General features: G+C 36.2%; 16 protein-coding genes, 1 pseudogene and 3 riboswitches. Of the genes and pseudogenes, 15 read left to right on the forward strand and 2 right to left on the reverse strand.

Annotation, left to right across the window (positions count from 1 at the left end; all coding sequences use genetic code 11):
• Nucleotides 1–32: 32 nt before the first annotated feature.
• Nucleotides 33–211, forward strand: a riboswitch (cobalamin riboswitch).
• A 175-nt stretch (nucleotides 212–386) separates the two neighbouring features.
• The 7 genes from metE (at nucleotide 387) to AC1DCY_RS09200 (ending at nucleotide 8773) form a co-directional block, all read left to right on the forward strand.
• Nucleotides 387–2684, forward strand: a complete 2298-nt coding sequence (gene metE, locus AC1DCY_RS09170) for a 5-methyltetrahydropteroyltriglutamate--homocysteine S-methyltransferase (protein WP_477349407.1) — start codon at nucleotides 387–389, stop codon at nucleotides 2682–2684.
• 169 nt (nucleotides 2685–2853) lie between these two features.
• Nucleotides 2854–3046, forward strand: a riboswitch (cobalamin riboswitch).
• Between the two features lie 139 nt (nucleotides 3047–3185).
• Nucleotides 3186–4799 (forward strand): nickel ABC transporter substrate-binding protein, encoded by a 1614-nt coding sequence (gene nikA / locus AC1DCY_RS09175; protein WP_477349409.1) that lies wholly within the window; start codon nucleotides 3186–3188, stop codon nucleotides 4797–4799.
• A 71-nt stretch (nucleotides 4800–4870) separates the two neighbouring features.
• The gene (nikB, locus tag AC1DCY_RS09180) at nucleotides 4871–5824 is read left to right on the forward strand and encodes a nickel ABC transporter permease (RefSeq protein ID WP_477349410.1); all 954 of its coding nucleotides are present in this window, start codon (nucleotides 4871–4873) and stop codon (nucleotides 5822–5824) included.
• 1 nt (nucleotide 5825) lies between these two features.
• Nucleotides 5826–6638: an ABC transporter permease subunit gene (locus AC1DCY_RS09185; RefSeq protein WP_477349412.1), complete on the forward strand. Its 813-nt coding sequence runs from the start codon at nucleotides 5826–5828 to the stop codon at nucleotides 6636–6638.
• A 10-nt stretch (nucleotides 6639–6648) separates the two neighbouring features.
• Nucleotides 6649–7422, forward strand: coding sequence for an ABC transporter ATP-binding protein (locus tag AC1DCY_RS09190; protein WP_477349414.1), 774 nt, complete (start codon nucleotides 6649–6651; stop codon nucleotides 7420–7422).
• A gap of 12 nt (nucleotides 7423–7434) precedes the next feature.
• Nucleotides 7435–8241 carry an ABC transporter ATP-binding protein gene (locus AC1DCY_RS09195; RefSeq protein ID WP_477349416.1) on the forward strand — a complete coding sequence of 269 codons (807 nt, stop codon included), beginning with the start codon at nucleotides 7435–7437 and terminating at the stop codon, nucleotides 8239–8241.
• A gap of 103 nt (nucleotides 8242–8344) precedes the next feature.
• Nucleotides 8345–8773, forward strand: a complete 429-nt coding sequence (locus AC1DCY_RS09200) for an NUDIX hydrolase (protein WP_477349418.1) — start codon at nucleotides 8345–8347, stop codon at nucleotides 8771–8773.
• A 305-nt stretch (nucleotides 8774–9078) separates the two neighbouring features.
• On the opposite strand, the gene AC1DCY_RS09205 is transcribed toward AC1DCY_RS09200, so the two are convergent.
• Nucleotides 9079–9993: a C40 family peptidase gene (locus AC1DCY_RS09205; RefSeq protein ID WP_477349420.1), complete on the reverse strand. Its 915-nt coding sequence runs from the start codon at nucleotides 9991–9993 to the stop codon at nucleotides 9079–9081.
• A gap of 324 nt (nucleotides 9994–10317) precedes the next feature.
• Between AC1DCY_RS09205 and AC1DCY_RS09210 the strand changes: the two genes are divergently transcribed.
• The 5 genes and pseudogenes from AC1DCY_RS09210 to AC1DCY_RS09230 all read left to right on the forward strand — a co-directional run.
• Complete coding sequence (locus AC1DCY_RS09210; RefSeq protein WP_477349422.1) at nucleotides 10318–10542, forward strand: hypothetical protein; 225 nt, start codon at nucleotides 10318–10320, stop codon at nucleotides 10540–10542.
• 553 nt (nucleotides 10543–11095) lie between these two features.
• Entirely contained in the window at nucleotides 11096–11461 is a 366-nt protein-coding gene (locus AC1DCY_RS09215; RefSeq protein ID WP_477349424.1) for a DUF2089 family protein, read from the forward strand.
• 13 nt (nucleotides 11462–11474) lie between these two features.
• On the forward strand, nucleotides 11475–11864 hold the full coding sequence (locus AC1DCY_RS09220; RefSeq protein WP_477349425.1) for an SHOCT-like domain-containing protein: 390 nt from the start codon (nucleotides 11475–11477) through the stop codon (nucleotides 11862–11864).
• A 10-nt stretch (nucleotides 11865–11874) separates the two neighbouring features.
• On the forward strand, nucleotides 11875–12156 hold the full coding sequence (locus tag AC1DCY_RS09225; protein ID WP_477349427.1) for a hypothetical protein: 282 nt from the start codon (nucleotides 11875–11877) through the stop codon (nucleotides 12154–12156).
• Nucleotides 12157–12873: 717 nt separating this feature from the next.
• Nucleotides 12874–13173 (forward strand): annotated as a pseudogene (locus tag AC1DCY_RS09230) (helix-turn-helix domain-containing protein); the annotation flags it as partial.
• 37 nt (nucleotides 13174–13210) lie between these two features.
• Here the strand turns inward: AC1DCY_RS09230 and AC1DCY_RS09235 are convergent.
• Nucleotides 13211–13690 carry an NUDIX hydrolase gene (locus AC1DCY_RS09235; RefSeq protein ID WP_477349429.1) on the reverse strand — a complete coding sequence of 160 codons (480 nt, stop codon included), beginning with the start codon at nucleotides 13688–13690 and terminating at the stop codon, nucleotides 13211–13213.
• Between the two features lie 250 nt (nucleotides 13691–13940).
• Nucleotides 13941–14135, forward strand: a riboswitch (cobalamin riboswitch).
• 193 nt (nucleotides 14136–14328) lie between these two features.
• On the opposite strand from AC1DCY_RS09235, the gene mmgD reads away from it, so the two are divergent.
• The 3 genes from mmgD to prpB all read left to right on the forward strand — a co-directional run bounded on the left by mmgD (nucleotide 14329) and on the right by prpB (nucleotide 17973).
• Nucleotides 14329–15450 (forward strand): citrate synthase, encoded by a 1122-nt coding sequence (mmgD, locus tag AC1DCY_RS09240; protein WP_477349431.1) that lies wholly within the window; start codon nucleotides 14329–14331, stop codon nucleotides 15448–15450.
• Between the two features lie 97 nt (nucleotides 15451–15547).
• The gene (locus tag AC1DCY_RS09245) at nucleotides 15548–16981 is read left to right on the forward strand and encodes a bifunctional 2-methylcitrate dehydratase/aconitate hydratase (RefSeq protein WP_477349432.1); all 1434 of its coding nucleotides are present in this window, start codon (nucleotides 15548–15550) and stop codon (nucleotides 16979–16981) included.
• A 77-nt stretch (nucleotides 16982–17058) separates the two neighbouring features.
• Nucleotides 17059–17973, forward strand: coding sequence for a methylisocitrate lyase (gene prpB, locus AC1DCY_RS09250; protein WP_477349434.1), 915 nt, complete (start codon nucleotides 17059–17061; stop codon nucleotides 17971–17973).
• Nucleotides 17974–18008 lie beyond the last annotated feature (35 nt).

Here is an 18008-nt window from a genome sequence, read left to right on the forward strand (position 1 = left end):
TCTGAAATATATGTTATAGTAAGACCATAATTGAATATTGTGTAAGAATTGGTGCCAAATGAAAGTTTGGCTTAAAAGGGAAGTCGGTGCAAATCCGATGCTGTCCCGCAACTGTAATTCGGAGCAAATCACAAATGCCACTGGGGAACCGGGAAGGCTGTGAGGCGTATTGATGAAAAGCCAGGAGACCTGCCAATTTCTAGTACACACCAAATACCTACGTGGAAATAGGTGGTGAAATGTGACCCTACAGGCACTGTGCGACGAAGAATAATTCATGCGAAAGTCACTTTTTTCGTATTGTTTTTCATTAAATTTTTTACATGTAGCAGCCATTTTCCAAAAAGGAGAATGGCTTTTTATTTTTTTATGAAAGGGAGATTGACATGAACTATACTAGTACAATAATTGGCTATCCATACATTGGAGAAGATCGGGAATGGAAAAAAGTATTAGAAACATTTTGGCGAAATGATCTATCTGAAGAGGACATTCAGGTAAAATTAAAGAAAATACGTTTATCTAGGATAGAAAAGCAGCTACAACTTGGGATAGATATGGTAACAGTTGGAGACTTCACCTATTACGATAGAATGTTGGATACTGCCGTTATGTTTGGTCTAATACCTAAACGCTTTAACTGGCAAGGAGGAAAGGTAGATTTACATACCTACTACAGTGTAGCAAGAGGGAACAAGACAGCGGTAGCGAGTGAGATGACAAAATGGTTTAATACAAATTATCATTATATTGTTCCTGAGTATGAGGGACAAACCTTGCATGTAACTGAAAATAAAGTGTTAGCCGATTTTTTAGAGGCTAAGGAAGCTTTCGGTATTATTGCAAAGCCTACATTGATTGGACCTTATACATTTTGCAAGCTAACGAAAGGTTACAGCAAATTAACGCAGGTTGAATATTTATTATCCTTACTACCGCTCTATTCTCAGGTATTAAAAGAGTTAGTGGATGCAGGTGCTAATTGGATTCAATTAGAAGAACCGTCCCTTGTCACGACACTTGATACAGCAGACATTAAGCTTGTGCAAGAAATATACTCCCAGTTAACTGTAGCCGTACCAGAGGCTAAAATTATGCTACAAACATATTTTGAAGCATTATGTTCATACGAAACATTGATCACACTGCCTGTTCAAGGTTTTGGCTTAGATTTCGTTCATGGCTATAAAGGAAATATGGAATCGCTTCGTCAGTTTGGTTTCCCTAGTGAAAAAGTATTGGCAATTGGAGGTGTAAATGGTCGTGATATTTGGCGTGCAAATCTTGCGGAGCTCAACTCTACGATTCAAGCAATCGAAAACCTAAGTAATGCCGTAGAGCTATGGATTCAACCTTCTAGTAATTTACAACACGTACCAATAACAACCTCTCTTGAAAATGAAATCGATCCTGTTCTAAAGCAAGCACTTGCTTTCGCAGATGAAAAAATCGTAGAAATTGTCGATATAACTAAATTTAGACGAGAAAAAGATGTTATCTTAAATCATAATTTGTCAGAAAGTATGATGGCGATTGAAGCTCTGAAAAATCATCCAATCCGTCAAAACAATAGGATTCATCAAGCAGTTCAAACCGTGACAATTCAAGATTTCGAACGACACAGCGATTTTTATCAACGTCAAAAGATTCAACAGCAAGCATTAGGATTACCACTATTTCCAACGACTACAATTGGAAGTTTCCCTCAATCTGATGAGGTCAAAAGGAATCGTAATGTTTGGAGAAAGAAACAATTATCGAATGAAGAATACGAAGCATTTATAGAGCATGAAACAAAGCGTTGGATTAATATTCAAGAAGAACTAGATATCGATGTACTAGTTCATGGTGAATTTGAGCGTACTGATATGGTAGAGTATTTCGGTGAAAAACTTACCGGTTTTGCATTTACGAAAAAAGCATGGGTAGTATCATATGGATCTCGTTGTGTAAAGCCTCCTATCATTTATGGAGATGTCTCATGGGCATCACCAATAACCGTGAAGGAGTCCGTGTACGCTCAAAGTTTAACAAATCGTTTTGTGAAGGGGATGCTTACGGGGCCAGTGACAATTTTAAATTGGTCCTTTGTGCGAGACGATATTTCACGAAAAGATGTAGCTTTTCAAATTGCATTAGCACTTCGCAAAGAGGTTGAAGCCCTCGAAGGCGCAGGCATTTCCATCATTCAAGTTGATGAACCAGCACTACGAGAAGGTTTACCGCTTCGCAAAGAAGGATGGGGAGCTTACTTGGAGTGGGCTGTCAATTCCTTCAAACTTGCTACATCTAGTGTCAAAGATGAAACACAAATCCATACACATATGTGTTACTGTGAATTTAACGATTTCATAGAACCAATTAGTTCACTTGATGCAGATGTTATTTCAATTGAAACATCTCGTAGCCATGGGGAGCTTATCGCTTCACTTCAAGTTCATCCATATAAAAAAGGAATTGGTTTAGGGGTATATGATATTCATAGTCCGCATGTGCCAAACGAGGAAGAAATGCTAGAAATTATGCGAGACAGTTTACAGGTTCTTGAAAGTAATCAATTTTGGGTAAATCCAGATTGTGGCTTAAAAACGAGAAAAGAAGCAGAAACGATTAAGGCGCTAGCAAATATGGTGACAGCTACTAAAATATTACGCCAGGAAGTAAAGCAATCAACACTGAGTTAACGAAAGAATTGTTATATCCACTATATCTTCTCTCCGAATAAAAAGAAGTTATACAAGGCCAGGGTTAAGCTACCTGGCCTTTTTATGTTAGTCATTATTTCGAGGTTTTTATTATATTCAGAAAATAAAATTGACGTGAACATTAGAGCATGTTATGTTTATTACTAATTTCATAGCAATCATTACAAGTTTGAATGAAATAAGCTTTCATTCAATTAAAAGGAAAATGGGTGTAAATCCCATGCTGTCCCGCAGCTGTAAATGAGGAGTTTTGTTTCAATTGCCACTGAGTTATTACTTGGGAAGGTGAAGCAAAATATTGATTCATGAGCCAGAATGCCTGCTTGTAAGGAGATTCATTGATGATCTACGAAAGATAGGGAGATGGATGGGTGCTTGCTAACAGTAAGTTATTCTGTCCTTATTCTTTTATAGAATAAGGTTTTTTTATGCCTTCTCACCATCTACATTTGTAACACGAACAGAGATAGGAGACAGAAAATGAGATTGACAAAGTATTTACTTCCTTTCATGCTTGTTTTGATGTTCAGTCTACTTACTGGCTGTACAAGTACTGAAAAGGGAGAGCCAGCATCGAAACAACAGACAGACGAAAAAATGATTACGATTGGATGGCCATTAGATGTAGGTCCATTAAATCCCCATACATATTTACCAAATCAAATGACAGCCCAAGCAATGGTCTATGAATCATTGGTTGAATATAACGATGATGGAACAATTACGCCGAAACTAGCAGAAAGTTGGGACATCTCAAAGGATAAAACTTCTTATGTTTTCCATTTGAGAAAAGATGTCAAATATTCTGACGGAACGGCTTTTAATGCAGACAATGTGATTCGTAACTTTCATGCAGTTTTAGCTGATCGTGATATGCATTCTTGGATGGGTATGGTCAATCATATTAAAGAGGTTGTGAAAGTGGATGACTTTACAATTCGTTTGCAATTGGATGAACCTTATTATCCTGTGTTAAACGAACTTGCCTTTGTTAGACCTTTCCGTTTTTTAGGGGATAATGGATTCCCTAAAGGTGATGCGACGCAAGATTCAATTAAAGCGCCTATTGGGACAGGCCCATGGGTATTAACAGATTACAAAAAGGATGAGTACGCTTTATTTAGTCGCAACGAAAATTACTGGGGGGAAAAACCTCTTGTAGAACAAATAAAAGTAAAAATTATCCCTGATTCAGAATCTATTTCGTTGGCCTTTGAAAACGAAGAATTAGATTTAATATATGGTCGTGGCATCATTAGTTTAGATAACTATACGTTTTTAAAAGATAGTGGGAAATATAAAACGGCTACGTCTGAACCTTTGTCTACGCGTGCGTTACTGTTTAATACACAGTCAGGTCCGTTAGCAGAATTAAAGGTACGTCAAGCGATTCAATATGCAATCAATAAGGAGCAAATGGTTGACAGTATTACACATGGTACTGAAAAAGTGGCCAATACACTATTTTGGGATGCTGTTCCTTATGCAAATATTGATTTAGCTCCAATTTTATATAATCCGAAAAAAGCGCAGCAATTGCTAGATGAAGCGGGATGGACGCTACAGAAGGGTGATAAAATTCGCTCTAAAAACGGACAGCCACTAACATTAGATTTAATCTACATTGCAACAGATGCGATTCAAAAACCAATGGCGGAACTAATGCAAGGTGAACTTGCAAAAATAGGGGTACAGTTGAATTTAGAAGGCGCAGATGTGATGGTAGGTCTGCAAAAATTAATGGATGATCAGGTTGATATTAATTTCTGGCGGACAAATGGACCACCAACAGACCCACATAGCTTTGCTAATGAATCAGCGACACCAAACGCTAATGGTGTCTATGAAGCAAAATTAGGCTTACCAAATGCCAAAGAAATCGATAATAACATTCATCAATTATTAGTAGGTACAGATGAAAAAGAGCGAGTGCAACTTTATACGGATATTTTAACAGAGTTCCATGACCAAGCACTATTCTATCCTATATCTTATGAAACAAATAACGTGATTTATCAGCCATATATGAAGGATTTTGCTCCACGTGCATCTGAATATGATATTCCATATGCACAAATGGATAAAGAAAAATAACTGTAAAAGAGAGAGTATGTCTATTAAAGACAGCTCTCTCTTTATCATAGGATTGAGTAGGAAGTGACAGCATGTATGAATCGACATGGATGTTTTGTTTAAAAAGAATTTTGACATTGCCTTTTGTACTATTGGGCGTATCCATTTTGACCTTTATATTTATTCGTTTCGTTCCAATAGAGCCTGCTGAGGTCATACTTAGATTGGCAAGAGTTACACCAACAGCAGAAGCCATTCAAGCATTACGTGAAGAACTTGGAACAGACAAGCCTTTTCTCATTCAATATTTGCTATGGATAAAAGGCGTATTGCATTTAGATTTCGGTACATCTTTTGTTAGTAAATTACCCGTGGCACAGGAGCTATTTGCTAAATTACCAGCAACCATTGAATTAGCTGTTGCTGCATTTGTGTTGATTTTAGGGTTAAGTATGCCATTAGGAATCATAAGTGCTTTGTATAAGCACTCCATCATCGATAAAATAATTAGACTTTTAACCATCCTGAGTGTATCGATTCCAACATTTTGGTTAGGTTTTTTACTACTATATGTATTTAGCTTGAAATTAGGGATCTTCCCAACAAACGGAAAAGGCACTTTAGCTCATTTAGTTTTACCTGCATTCGCATTAGCTTTACCAACAATTGGACTGTTCGTTCAGTTTATCCGTTCAGCTATCATTGAAGAATTACAACAGCATTATGTTCAATACGCGCAGCTAAGAGGATTAAAAAACTCTGTTATCCTTGTACGTCATGTTTTGAGAAATGCTGTTATACCGTTAACTACTTTGTTAGGTATGACGCTTGGTAATTTACTAGGTGGTGCAGTAATTGTGGAACAGGTTTTTAGCTGGCCAGGACTTGGTAGATATTTAATAGAATCCATTATTAATAGGGATTACCCAGTTGTACAATGCTATGTATTGATTATTGCTGTCATCTATGTTCTTGCAAATTTATGCACAGATGTATTGCATCGTCTATTGGATCCTCATCTCATGATGAAGGACAGGAGAGATTGAAGTGAGCCTATTTCGAAAAGAAAGTACAAATATGAAAAGATTATTTAGTTTAACGATACTGCTGGTCATTGGCTTATTGGGACTGTTTGCGCCAATTTTAATGCCCCATGATCCTTTAGCAGTCGATATATCAAAGAAATTTTTAGGTCCAACATGGGACTATCCATTAGGTACAGATCATTTAGGAAGATGTGTTTTCTCACGATTGCTTTTAGGTATTCGCTATTCTTTAGGATCAGCGCTCGTCATTCAAATAGTAGCCATTCTTTTAGCTATCTTACTAGGTGCTTTTGTAGCACTAAAACGAGGCCTGATAGATTTCCTATTTATTCGAATATGTGATATTTTATTAGCTTTTCCTACACTTGTTCTTGCATTTGGACTTTTAGGTTTATTAGGCCCTAGTTTAAAAAATGTGTTAATCGCACTTATTTTTACGCAATTTATTTATTATTCAAGATTGATAAGAAGTTTATTTATTGGGATGGACGAAAAAGATTTTATTCAAGCAGCCAGAATCAGTGGCACTTCTGGAATCAAATTAATCGCACGCCATTATATCCCCAATTTACTGCCACCTATCGTAACGATTGTTGTATTAGATATAGGGAAGGTTATTTTAGAAATCGCAGGCTTTTCCTTTATTGGACTTGGCGTGCAGGCCCCCATCCCTGAATGGGGAATGATGGTGAATGAAGGAAAACAATACATCCGCCAACATCCTGAATTAATGCTTTATCCTGGACTTGCCATCGTCCTTGTTGTGCTATTATTGAATCATTTGGCAAGTAGTTTCAAGAAGCTTGACCAGTAAAGGGGTATCTATGGAGAAAGTTTTAGAAGTGAAAGACTTAACGGTAAAAATCGGTGAGAAAAATATAGTAACCTCTATTAATATGACAGCCTATAAAGGGCGTGTTTTAGGGATTATAGGCGAAAGTGGTAGTGGAAAGACCATGCTTTGTCATGCCATCATGCAATCATTACCGGCTTCGGCGCAGATTACACAAGGCCAGATCATCTACCAACAAGAAAATTTATTGAATGTATCAGCCGCTAAATTGAGAACGTATCGCGGAAGGCATCTGTCTATGATTATGCAAAATCCATCTACAGCTTTTGATCGTATTCAAACAATCGAAAGCCATTTTCGAGAATCATTAAAAGCTCACTTTGTGATGACTAAAAAAGAAATGAGACAGATTGCCCTTGATGCTATGTATAAAGTCAATTTACCCAATCCAGAGAAGCTTTTGCACTATTATCCTTTCCAATTAAGTGGCGGAATGCTGCAGCGAGTGATGATTGCTTTGTCATTGGCGATACAAGCTTCTATATATATTGCAGATGAACCGACGACAGCTCTAGACACAGTCAATCAAAAACAAGTATTAACACTTTTTGATCGTATTCGCTCGGAAACGGAGGCTGCTATTATTCTTGTGACGCATGATCTAGGTGTTATTGCTGAACTAGCTGACGACGTGGCCGTGATGTATCAAGGCGAAATGATAGAGCACGCGAATGTCTATGATTTTTTTGATGAACCTCAGCATCCCTATACAAAAAAACTTTTACAATCAAGAATAATGTTTTAGAGGTGAAAAAATATGACGCTACTAGAAGTGAACAATATAGAGATGCAGTATGCTCAAAGACCGTTCTTGTTCAAACGAGGACAGGAAGCTCCTGTATTACAAAATGTTACATTTTCACTTCAGGAGGGTGAATGTTTAGGAATCGTCGGTCAAAGTGGTTCTGGCAAAAGTACATTAGGGCGTATTATTTTAGGAATTGAGCGACCAACAAAAGGTGAGGTTCTATTTCAAGGTATGAATCTTTACGATACAACAAGTAAGCAAAAAAAAATGATACGTAGAGATTTACAGGCCGTCTTTCAAAACAGCTATCATTCATTTAATCCGAAGCAGACGATTTTTGAGATAGTAGAAGAACCTCTCCTTAATTTCGAACGGTTCAGTAAAACAGAGAGACAACATAAAGTAAGGGAATTACTAGACTGCGTGGAGTTAGAAAGTACAATTGCTCAAAAAAACCCTTCACAACTTAGCGGAGGGCAACAGCAACGTGTCAACATCGCTAGAGCTCTTGCTTTGAATCCAAAATTGATTGTTTTAGATGAAGCCATTAGTAGTCTTGATATGATTTTGCAGAAGCATATTATTCAGTTACTACAAACACTGCAAAAAGACATGAAGCTTGCTTATATTTTCATTTCTCATGATTTACAAGCAACGCGATTTATGTCAGACCGTATCGTGGTGATGCAGCACGGTCAGCTAGTTGAGGAGATTGGGAGAGATGAATCATACAAGCATCCCGCATCTTTAGAGCTATACAATGCTATTTTGCCATCGCATCCTCGAGAAAGAACTATGAAAAATAAAAGATTTTAATTTTTTTCGATAAAGAAGCGGGTAGTTATATAACATTTATATATCCAATTGTTATAATAAGGTAAAAATCTTACACAGTCGAAGAAGATAATGGAGGTATGGGATGAAGAAAGGACAAATTCGAGCAATAGCTATTTGTGTATTTAGGAAAGGCAATTTAATACTTGTCTCTGAAGGCTTTGATGAGGTAAAGGGAGATCATTACTATCGGCCAATTGGCGGTGGAATTGAATATGGGGAGACAAGTTCTCATGCAATAAAGAGAGAAGTACTTGAAGAAATCGGGGCAAATATAAAGAACTTAAACTATTTAGGTACAATTGAAAACATATTTACATATAACGGCGACCTTGGACATGAAGTAGTTTTTGTATATGATGCTGAATTTGTTGAAAAGTCCTTTTATGAAAAACCTTCTTTTTTCGGACAAGAAGATAATGGTGCAATCTTTAAATTGCTTTGGAAGCCAATTAGCGATTTTACAGATAATAAATTAAAATTAGTTCCAGACGGATTAGTCGATTTGCTTTAGATCATTAAATAAATTAAAAGCTTTCTTACTTGTACATTGTGATTGGGTGTTATAGCTCACTTTAAAGGATTTCTATTTGTTAAGAAGTAGAGTGGTGAGATTTTCACATGACATAAAATACATCTCAATGCACACACTGATTTACAATTTAAAACCCTGAATAATTTTTAAGCCAGTACAATTAGTACTGGCTCTTATTTACGTATAATGATTATGAAGTAGGTGGAAGTGTGAAATGATATTGCCTAGAAGCAAAAGAACGAAAAAAGGCATCTCATCCATAGATGAAACACCTTTTCTTGAAGTTATTGAGCTAAGCGTTGGATGAAGGCATCTAATTGTACAAGTGTAACATTGTCGTTCACTCCGAAAGTATTGTCACCTTTACCAACTGTAACTTTATTGGAAGCTAGAATTGATACATAATTGTAAGCCCAATGCGTACTTGAAACATCATCAAATTGTACTGCTGCTCCTTGTTGTTTCAAATGGAATGCTTCCACTAAAACTTTCGATAATTGACCACGTGTCATTGGAGAACCTGGATTGAATTTTCCATTTTCATCGCCGCTAAAGACGCCGATTTTTTTTAGTGCTTCCGCAGCACCCGCATATTTAGACGATGGTGTTATATCAGGAAAACTTGAATTGGTGTTACTAGTATCTAAATGTAATTGTTTAGCCAGTTTAAGAGCAACCTCTCCACGCGATGCATAAACGCTAAAATCGATTTCATCACCTTTTACTTCTCCCAAATCATTTTCAGTGAAGTTTGCAATGCGTTTTGCCCCTACGTAACGAGATCCCCAATAATAAGGATCATTGATTTTATCGATTTTTACCCCAGAACTTGTAGTAGCTGAAATAAAATTGCTGTCACCTATGTAAATGCCAACATGAGAAACACCGCTTCCCGAAGTATTAAAGAATACAAGATCCCCAGTCTTCAACTGATCTTTAGCAATCGAAGTACCTTGCTGATACTGAGCTGTAGATGTACGTTGTAGTGAAATCCCTAACTTAGAAAAAACGATTTGTGTATATGCTGAGCAATCTATACCTGTCTTAATATCTGTCCCTCCATATTGATAAGGAACACCTATATATGCTTTTGCTGTATTTGTTATATCTGCTATTGTTGCTGCTTTCGCTTCATGAACACCCATGCCTGTGAAAATCATAAACGATGCGAAAATGGGTAGTAATAATTTTTTCTTCAATAACCTTACTCCTTTCAAAAAGCTTTTGTTTTTGAATAAAGTAAGAATAGCATGAAACAGGCATGAGTTATTTTTCATTAATATTACCGATTGCCCTTAAACAGCAAAATTGAAACCTTATTTATAACTTTGTAAAACTTCTGCAATAATCATGGGCAATTTTACTAAAAATTATTGGAATAATTGGATGAAAAGAAGTTAAAGTGTTGGTTTGGATGTTTAATCCAATAGACAAACCGTTATATATTTTGGGGGTTTACTCAATAATTGTTGCTATTACAATTATTTGTATATTTTCTCAAAAGTCTGTGGAATAAATATAGAATGACAGTTATTAAGCTAAGAATGAAAAACTGTATGGTTGCTATCCAAAATAGAAATACAACGTCTGCGCCAAGAACAACCTCACCCGGTGGCAATTCTTTAGGGGGAGATGGGAATAAAATTATAAAGGAATATATAATAACAGAACAAAAGAATCCCAAATATATAGAAAGTAAGTATTTGTGGAATTCTATTTTAAATTTTATTAGTAATAAGAACATATAAATAGGCACAATGACAAAAGGAAGTATAAGAAGCTGCAAAAGACTCGAATCATTAAAAAATACTTGAACTAAGTAAGCAATAACAATATATGCGATACATACTATTGCGTAGTTTATATTATTCATTCTCATTCTCCGTTTCCTCCTCGATTAAATTTATACTACGCACTATCCCTTTCTTGTTAATTTAAAAATCTAATTAGCTTTATAGTAAGACGAACAGAATGGTATGATGTTCCAATTCTACTTGTCCTAACCTGTGCTATTAGTTGAAGCTATTAGTCTTGATATGATCTTGTAAAAGCATATCCAACACTTCAAAAGACATGCAGCTTGCTTACATTTTCATCTGTCATGCTTTATAAGCATCACGTTTTATGTCAGATCGCATACTGAAGAGTTGGAGTTTTTCTATTCAAAGAATGTGGATAATCAATAATATTAAATAAAAAATTAACATTATTGATTTTAGTGTTTATAAAAATTAATTTTATTGTTCACATTTTTAATTCTATGTTATATAATCAAATCAATTAAAAGAAAGGAATGTCATTATGGCTTATAAAGTAATCACAAATTGTCCTGTCTGCAGTAAAACATTGAAAATTACCAAGTTGCAGTGCTCTCATTGTCACACGACGATTGAAAATGAGTTTGAATTATCTAAGCTGGCATCCTTATCGAAGGATCAGCTTCATTTTGTGGAAGTATTTTTAACATGCAGAGGGAATATTAAAGAAGTTGAAAAGGAACTAGGGATTTCGTATCCAACAGTTCGAGGCAAGCTAACAGACATCATTTCATCCCTTGGCTATGTGCAGAAGAAGAAAAATGAAGTAGACGAGAAAAAAATTGTCACTATGTTGGAAAATGGCGAAATCACAGCAGAAGAAGCCATTAAACTTTTAAAAGACGAATAAGGAGGAATATATCATGAAAGAGGAAATCTCAAGAGTGTTAACAATGGTTCAAGAAGGTAAGATTGATGCAGAAAAGGCATCAGAACTGATTCAAGTATTAAAAGAGAAAGCAGAAACAGAAGAAAACCATTTAGAGAAACCGACTAAATATTTAGATAAAACTTTAAAAGTTCGTGTTGTATCTGCCGAAAATGATAACGTTACAGTCAATTTGCCTTTAAAGCTTGTCAAGGTTGTATTAATGGCTGGACATAGCATCGCAGCGAGTATTCCTCAATCGGAAAAATACGTTAAAGATATTGACATAAACCTTATTCTAGAAGCAATCGAAAACGAATTAGATGGCCAAATTGTTGATATTAAATCGGCTAACGGGGATACCGTTTCGGTCATCATTGAATAGTGATTTGCTTATGATGCATGTGAAAGTGAAAACAAAAGACGTTCGGTTTACCCTACCAGTTCCATATGCTTTTCTAAACATTGCTATTTCAATTTTGTCTTCAAAATTTGTTCAGCAATGTGCAAACAAATGGACAAAAAAGCACTTCGAAAGAAAAAAAGTAGACTTTGCCTTTCCGCTAATAGACAAAAAAACGCTAAAGCCTATCGTTAAGGAACTGAAGAATTATAAGGGGATCGTGCTAGTTGATGTCAAAGCTAAGGACGGTACTGAGGTTAAGGTTAGACTATAATTAGAATACACCGACCAACAGATTGATATTATGAAGATTAAGCTAATTTTCTCGCTTACAATACAGAGAAAATTAGCTTTTACTTTATAATAATTTAAATTGTATATACAAAATACAATAAAAGGATTCTTTTGATGCCATTCGGTACTCCGGAGGTATGAATCAAAAGAATCTTTTTTGTATGACAGATGGCGGTTCCGAAAAGCTTATACTTGATTAGAAAAAAACAAAAAACCCCAGTTTAATACTGGGGCGACGGTTTGTCTGGTCAAGTATTTTTACTTTTCTGGGTAATCTATATGTAATGACTGTGGAACTTAACAAACTTTAGTTTTATTAAGTCGTTACAACTAAGTTAAGCTTACCCTGTTTGAAATGACCATTCATTAGAACATTATTATTTCTTCAATTTTAGGATGTAGTTAAAAAACCCCCATCAACCATTTATATGTACAAAATAGTAAGACCGTAAATTACACTCCATTCAAGTATTGTTCGAACCGTAGGATAAGAGAATATAGTGTTATTGTATTGGTTATGTCATTTGAAAAATATTCACTATAGCAATATACAAAAAGTGTTTACAAATGCTGAAATGGATTTTGTGTATCACTAGATTTGTTGCCTTGTGGTTGATTTTTTCTACTAAAATAAAATATAACTCCATTGGAATTGACGATAAAATGCATTTTAATAATAGTATAGGGAGTGAAAATGATGAGAGAAATAAGTATTGCAAAAGCTATTTCAGCAAATAGAAAAGAAAAAGGTATTACACAAGATAAACTTGCTGAGTATGTCGGTGTATCAAAGGCTTCCGTTTCCAAATGGGAGACGGCTCAAAGCTATCCGGATATCACCCTGCTACCACAATTGGCAACCTATTTTAATATAAGCATTGATGAACTCATTGGCTACCTCCCGCAAATGACAAAAAAAGATATAAAGAAAACATACCAACGGCTGGCTGAGGATTTTAGCAACAAGCCCTTTGATGATGTAGTTGATCAATGCCGGCAACGTTCCAATCAGGCGTAGGATCCGTAGCAAATGTTTATTTACTTGCAAAAGAACTACCTAAATCCCACAATTTATCCTCTAGATTGTCTAATAGATTTTTTGTTCTCTTTTCCATATTATCTGGGAGCTCATTTTCACCGAAATATGCAAGGTTCAAACTCTCATCATCCTTTTTCTCCAATACACCACTTACATTTTTAGCAACATAAAGATGAATGACTGTATAGACTTCATCCCCATTTGGATATTGGAAATAATAATCTGGTCCCGAAAAAACACCAATCAAGTCAAATTCATTGGCCACGAGTCCTGTTTCTTCATAGAGCTCACGGCTAGCAACTTCTTCTAAAGTTTCGTTTAGTTCCATCGAGCCCCCAGGTAATCCCCAATCCAACGTATCCGAACGATGTTGAAAGAGAATTTTCTTATCATCGTTTATCACAAGAATTGTCGCTCCGATGCTTATAATTGGTCTACTACCGATAAGTTTCCTTAATTCTGAAATATACCCCATATTCGCCCCCTAATACTTTTCATTAAAAAATATATTCGCTTTTTCAAAATATGAATCCTCTATTTTACTCACAAATAATAAAAATAGCTTCATTGGTATTGATTAACAATCTTTTTTTGTACGAAATAGTGCTTAAAAACATAGAATAGTTCTTTAAAAATGAAAAATAGCTTATTATGATCAAGTTTTTTTGAATTCCGACTATATTGATTGTTTTGAAAACTATATGTTAAGGTAAAAAGACAAATTGAATATGCTAAATTTTGGTGGTTCAAATGGTTTTGATTCCATTTGATTAAAAGGGAAGTTGGTGAGAGTCCAACACTGTCCCGCAACTGTATTTAGGAGTTCGATAACAAGGCCACTGTTTTGTTTGTCAAAATGGGAAGGTGTTATCGTAGCGTTGATCATAAGTCAGGAGACCTGCCACTAAGGTAAGCATCAATTGACCTACGAGGATAGGGAGGTGTTAGCTACTGCATGATCTTTGTGAATTCATGTAAATTCACTGTTTATTTGCTTTGTCATGCTTTTGTAGATTAACAACTTCTCAAAGGGGTAGAAGTTGTTTTTTTGTTGTTCTTTCGTGTTTGAATGGTAACGCTTTCAAGAATAATTAAACAAAGGGGTTGTAATGAATGGAGTTAAATTATTCACCAGGTCTTGATGGCATCATTGCCGCTGAAACAAAGCTATCTTTTTTAGACACTGTAGGAAGTCAAATTGTAATAAGGGGTTATGATTTGATTGAAATATCACAGAGATATTCGTACTTAGACATTGTTTACTTATTGTTGCATGGAGAAATACCAACTATCGAGCAACGGACTGATTTACAGGACAAGTTGAAATCTAATTATCAGGTTCCACAAGAGATTTTTCAAATTTTCAAGTTATTGCCTAATGGGACACATGCTATGGATGGGCTTAGAACTGGGATTTCTGTTTTAGCAGGCTATGATCAGCACATCAACGATCGTTCTACTGAAATGAATTTGACGAGAGCATATAGACTTTTAGGTGGTATGCCCAACATCGTAGCAAATAGCTATCGTGTATTAAATGGTCAAGATATCGTGGAGCCTGATAGCCAGCTTTCCTATAGTGCAAATTTTTATTACATGATTACTGGCAGAAAACCAACTGCGTTAGAAGAAGGAATCTTTGATCAGTCACTCGTTTTATATAGTGAGCATGAGATGCCAAATTCTACGTTTACGGCTCGTGTTATTGCTTCTACACAATCTGATTTGTATGGTGCTCTAACTGGGGCTGTCGCATCATTGAAAGGTAATTTACATGGCGGGGCAAACGAGGCGGTGATGTATATGCTTCTTGAAGCCAAAACAGTTGAAGGCTTTGAAACATTGCTGGAAAACAAACTACAAAATAAAGAAAAGATTATGGGCTTTGGGCACCGTGTATATATGAAAAAGATGGACCCAAGAGCGCAAATTATGAAAGAGGCTTTGTACAAATTATGTTTGGAGCAAGGGGATGACCGCTTATATCACATGTGTGAAGCTGGTGAAAAAGTAATGGTACAGAAAAAAGGGTTGTACCCAAATTTAGATTATTATGCAGCACCAGTGTACTACATGCTTGGTTTGCCGATCGAAATTTATACGCCAATCTTCTTCGGCTCACGAACTATCGGCTTATGTGCTCATGTGATAGAGCAGCATGACAATAATAGATTATTTAGACCTCGTGTCAATTATATTGGCGAGCGTCATAACCTTGAAGAATTATCGGTATAATCAAGTTTTAACAACTCGCCATAGAGCTGATGGGCATTCTGAACAATGTCCATCAGTATACTAGTATATCAAATTTATGCCTGAGAGGAAGATATAGATGATTAAAACAAATGAAATATCTAAGACAGATCAATTACTAACTGATATAGCCGATTACGTTTTAAATACAACGATTACAAGTGAAGAAGCATACGAAACAGCACGTTATGTTTTATTGGATACTTTAGGTTGTGGCATTTTGGCCTTGCAATATCCTGAGTGTACGAAACTTCTTGGTCCAGTAGTACCAGGTACAGTCGTCCCTAATGGTACACGTGTTCCGGGAACTTCCTATGTTCTTGATCCAGTAAGAGGCGCCTTCAATATCGGTTGTATGATTCGTTGGTTGGATTATAACGATACTTGGCTTGCGGCTGAATGGGGACATCCTTCAGATAATTTAGGTGGCATTTTAGCTGTTGCGGATTATTTGAGTCGCGTACGTATTGCAGAAGGTAAAGAGCCTCTTAAAATGAAAGACGTTTTAGAAATGATGATACAAGCCCATGAAATACAAGGCATTCTAGCACTAGAAAACAGCTTAAATCGTGTAGGTTTAGATCATGTTCTGTTTGTCAAAATTGCGACAACAGCTGTTGTGACAAAGGCATTAGGTGGCTCTCATCAAGAAATTATTAATGCATTGTCCAATGCTTGGATTGATAATTCAAGCCTACGAACATATCGACATGCACCTAATACTGGTTCTAGAAAATCATGGGCTGCTGGAGATGCAACAAGCAGGGCAGTGCAATTAGCCATGATGGCTGTGAAGGGCGAAATGGGTTATGCAACTGCCTTATCAGCACCTGGCTGGGGATTCCAAGACGTTCTCTTTAATAAACAAGAATTAAAACTTGCTAGACCACTTGCATCTTATGTCATGGAAAATGTTCTATTCAAGGTTTCATATCCAGCCGAATTTCATGCACAAACCGCTGCTGAATGTGCAGTACATTTACATCATGAAGTGAAAAATCGATTAAATGAAATTGAAAAAATTGAAATTACTACACATGAATCTGCCATGCGTATCATCGATAAAGAGGGACCTCTCAATAACCCAGCTGATCGTGATCACTGTATTCAATACATTACAGCTATTGGTCTCATCTATGGCGACATTACAGCAGACCACTATGAAGATGATGTGGCCGTAGATCCACATATCGATGACTTGAGAAATAAAATGGTAGTCGTTGAAAAAGCACAATATACAATCGATTACTTAGACCCTGAAAAACGCTCGATTGCCAATGCTGTACAAGTTTATTACAAAGATGGCACATCATCAGAGCTTGTTGAGTGTGAATATCCTTTAGGACACCGATTCCGTCGTGAGGAAGCATTCCCTCAAATCATTGATAAATTCCAGCAAAACATTGATACACATTATTCTCAAAAACAATTAAATAAAATTAATCAGATTTGTGCTGATAAAGAGCTTGTCGAAAATAGCTATGTTCATGAATTTGTAGATTTATTCGTTTAACTTCTTTCTGCGGATGTCACGGAATCAGAAAAGAGTTCTTTGTGCAAGCATAATTGATTATTGGGAGGTTTTTATAGATGGCGTGGATTGTGAACGAAGTAGTTTCACAAAAACAAATGGCACAACAGTTTCGAGCACTCTTAACTCGTTCAACCATTTTACAAATACCAGGAGCTCATGATGCTATGGCCGGCTTAATGGCTAAAAATGTAGGCTTTGAGGCATTATATCTTTCTGGAGCTGCCTACACGGCAAGTAGAGGCTTACCTGATTTAGGTATGATTTATTCAAATGAAGTTGCTCAGAGAGCTAGCGATATTATCCGAGCTACTAATTTACCGATGCTAGTAGATATTGATACTGGCTTTGGTGGTGTATTAAACGTTGCACGTACAGCTCGTGAAATGGCAGAGGCAGGAGTGGCTGCTGTACAGCTTGAGGATCAAAATCTTCCAAAAAAATGTGGTCATTTGAATGGTAAAACACTCGTTTCCCAAGAGGAAATGATACAAAAAATAAAAATGATTAAACAAGTAGCGCCTACTTTAGTTATTGTTGCCCGAACAGATGCAAGGTCTGTAGAAGGTTTAGAACAGGCTATCATTAGAGCTAAAGCCTATGTAGCAGCCGGGGCGGATGCTATTTTTCCAGAAGCTCTACAAACAGAAAAAGAGTTTAGACAATTTGCCAGTGAGCTAGATGCTCCTTTATTAGCCAATATGACTGAATTTGGACAAACTCCATATTATACGGCTAAGGAGTTTGAAAAAATGGGCTATTCAATGGTTATTTATCCCGTTACATCCATGAGAGTCGCAGCAAAAGCGTACGAACAAGTTTTTAACTTAATAAAAAACACAGGGACTCAGAAAGAAGCTATTGAGGATATGCAAACTAGAAGTGAATTATATGAAACAATTTCCTATTACAAATTTGAAGAATTAGATAGTGAGTTGGCGAAAACCATCTTATCTAAAGAGGAAATAAAGTAGGAGAAAGGTAATCTACTTTTCTCCTCTTTCTTGCA

The sequence above is a fragment of the Lysinibacillus sp. 10T31 genome, from assembly GCF_056394365.1.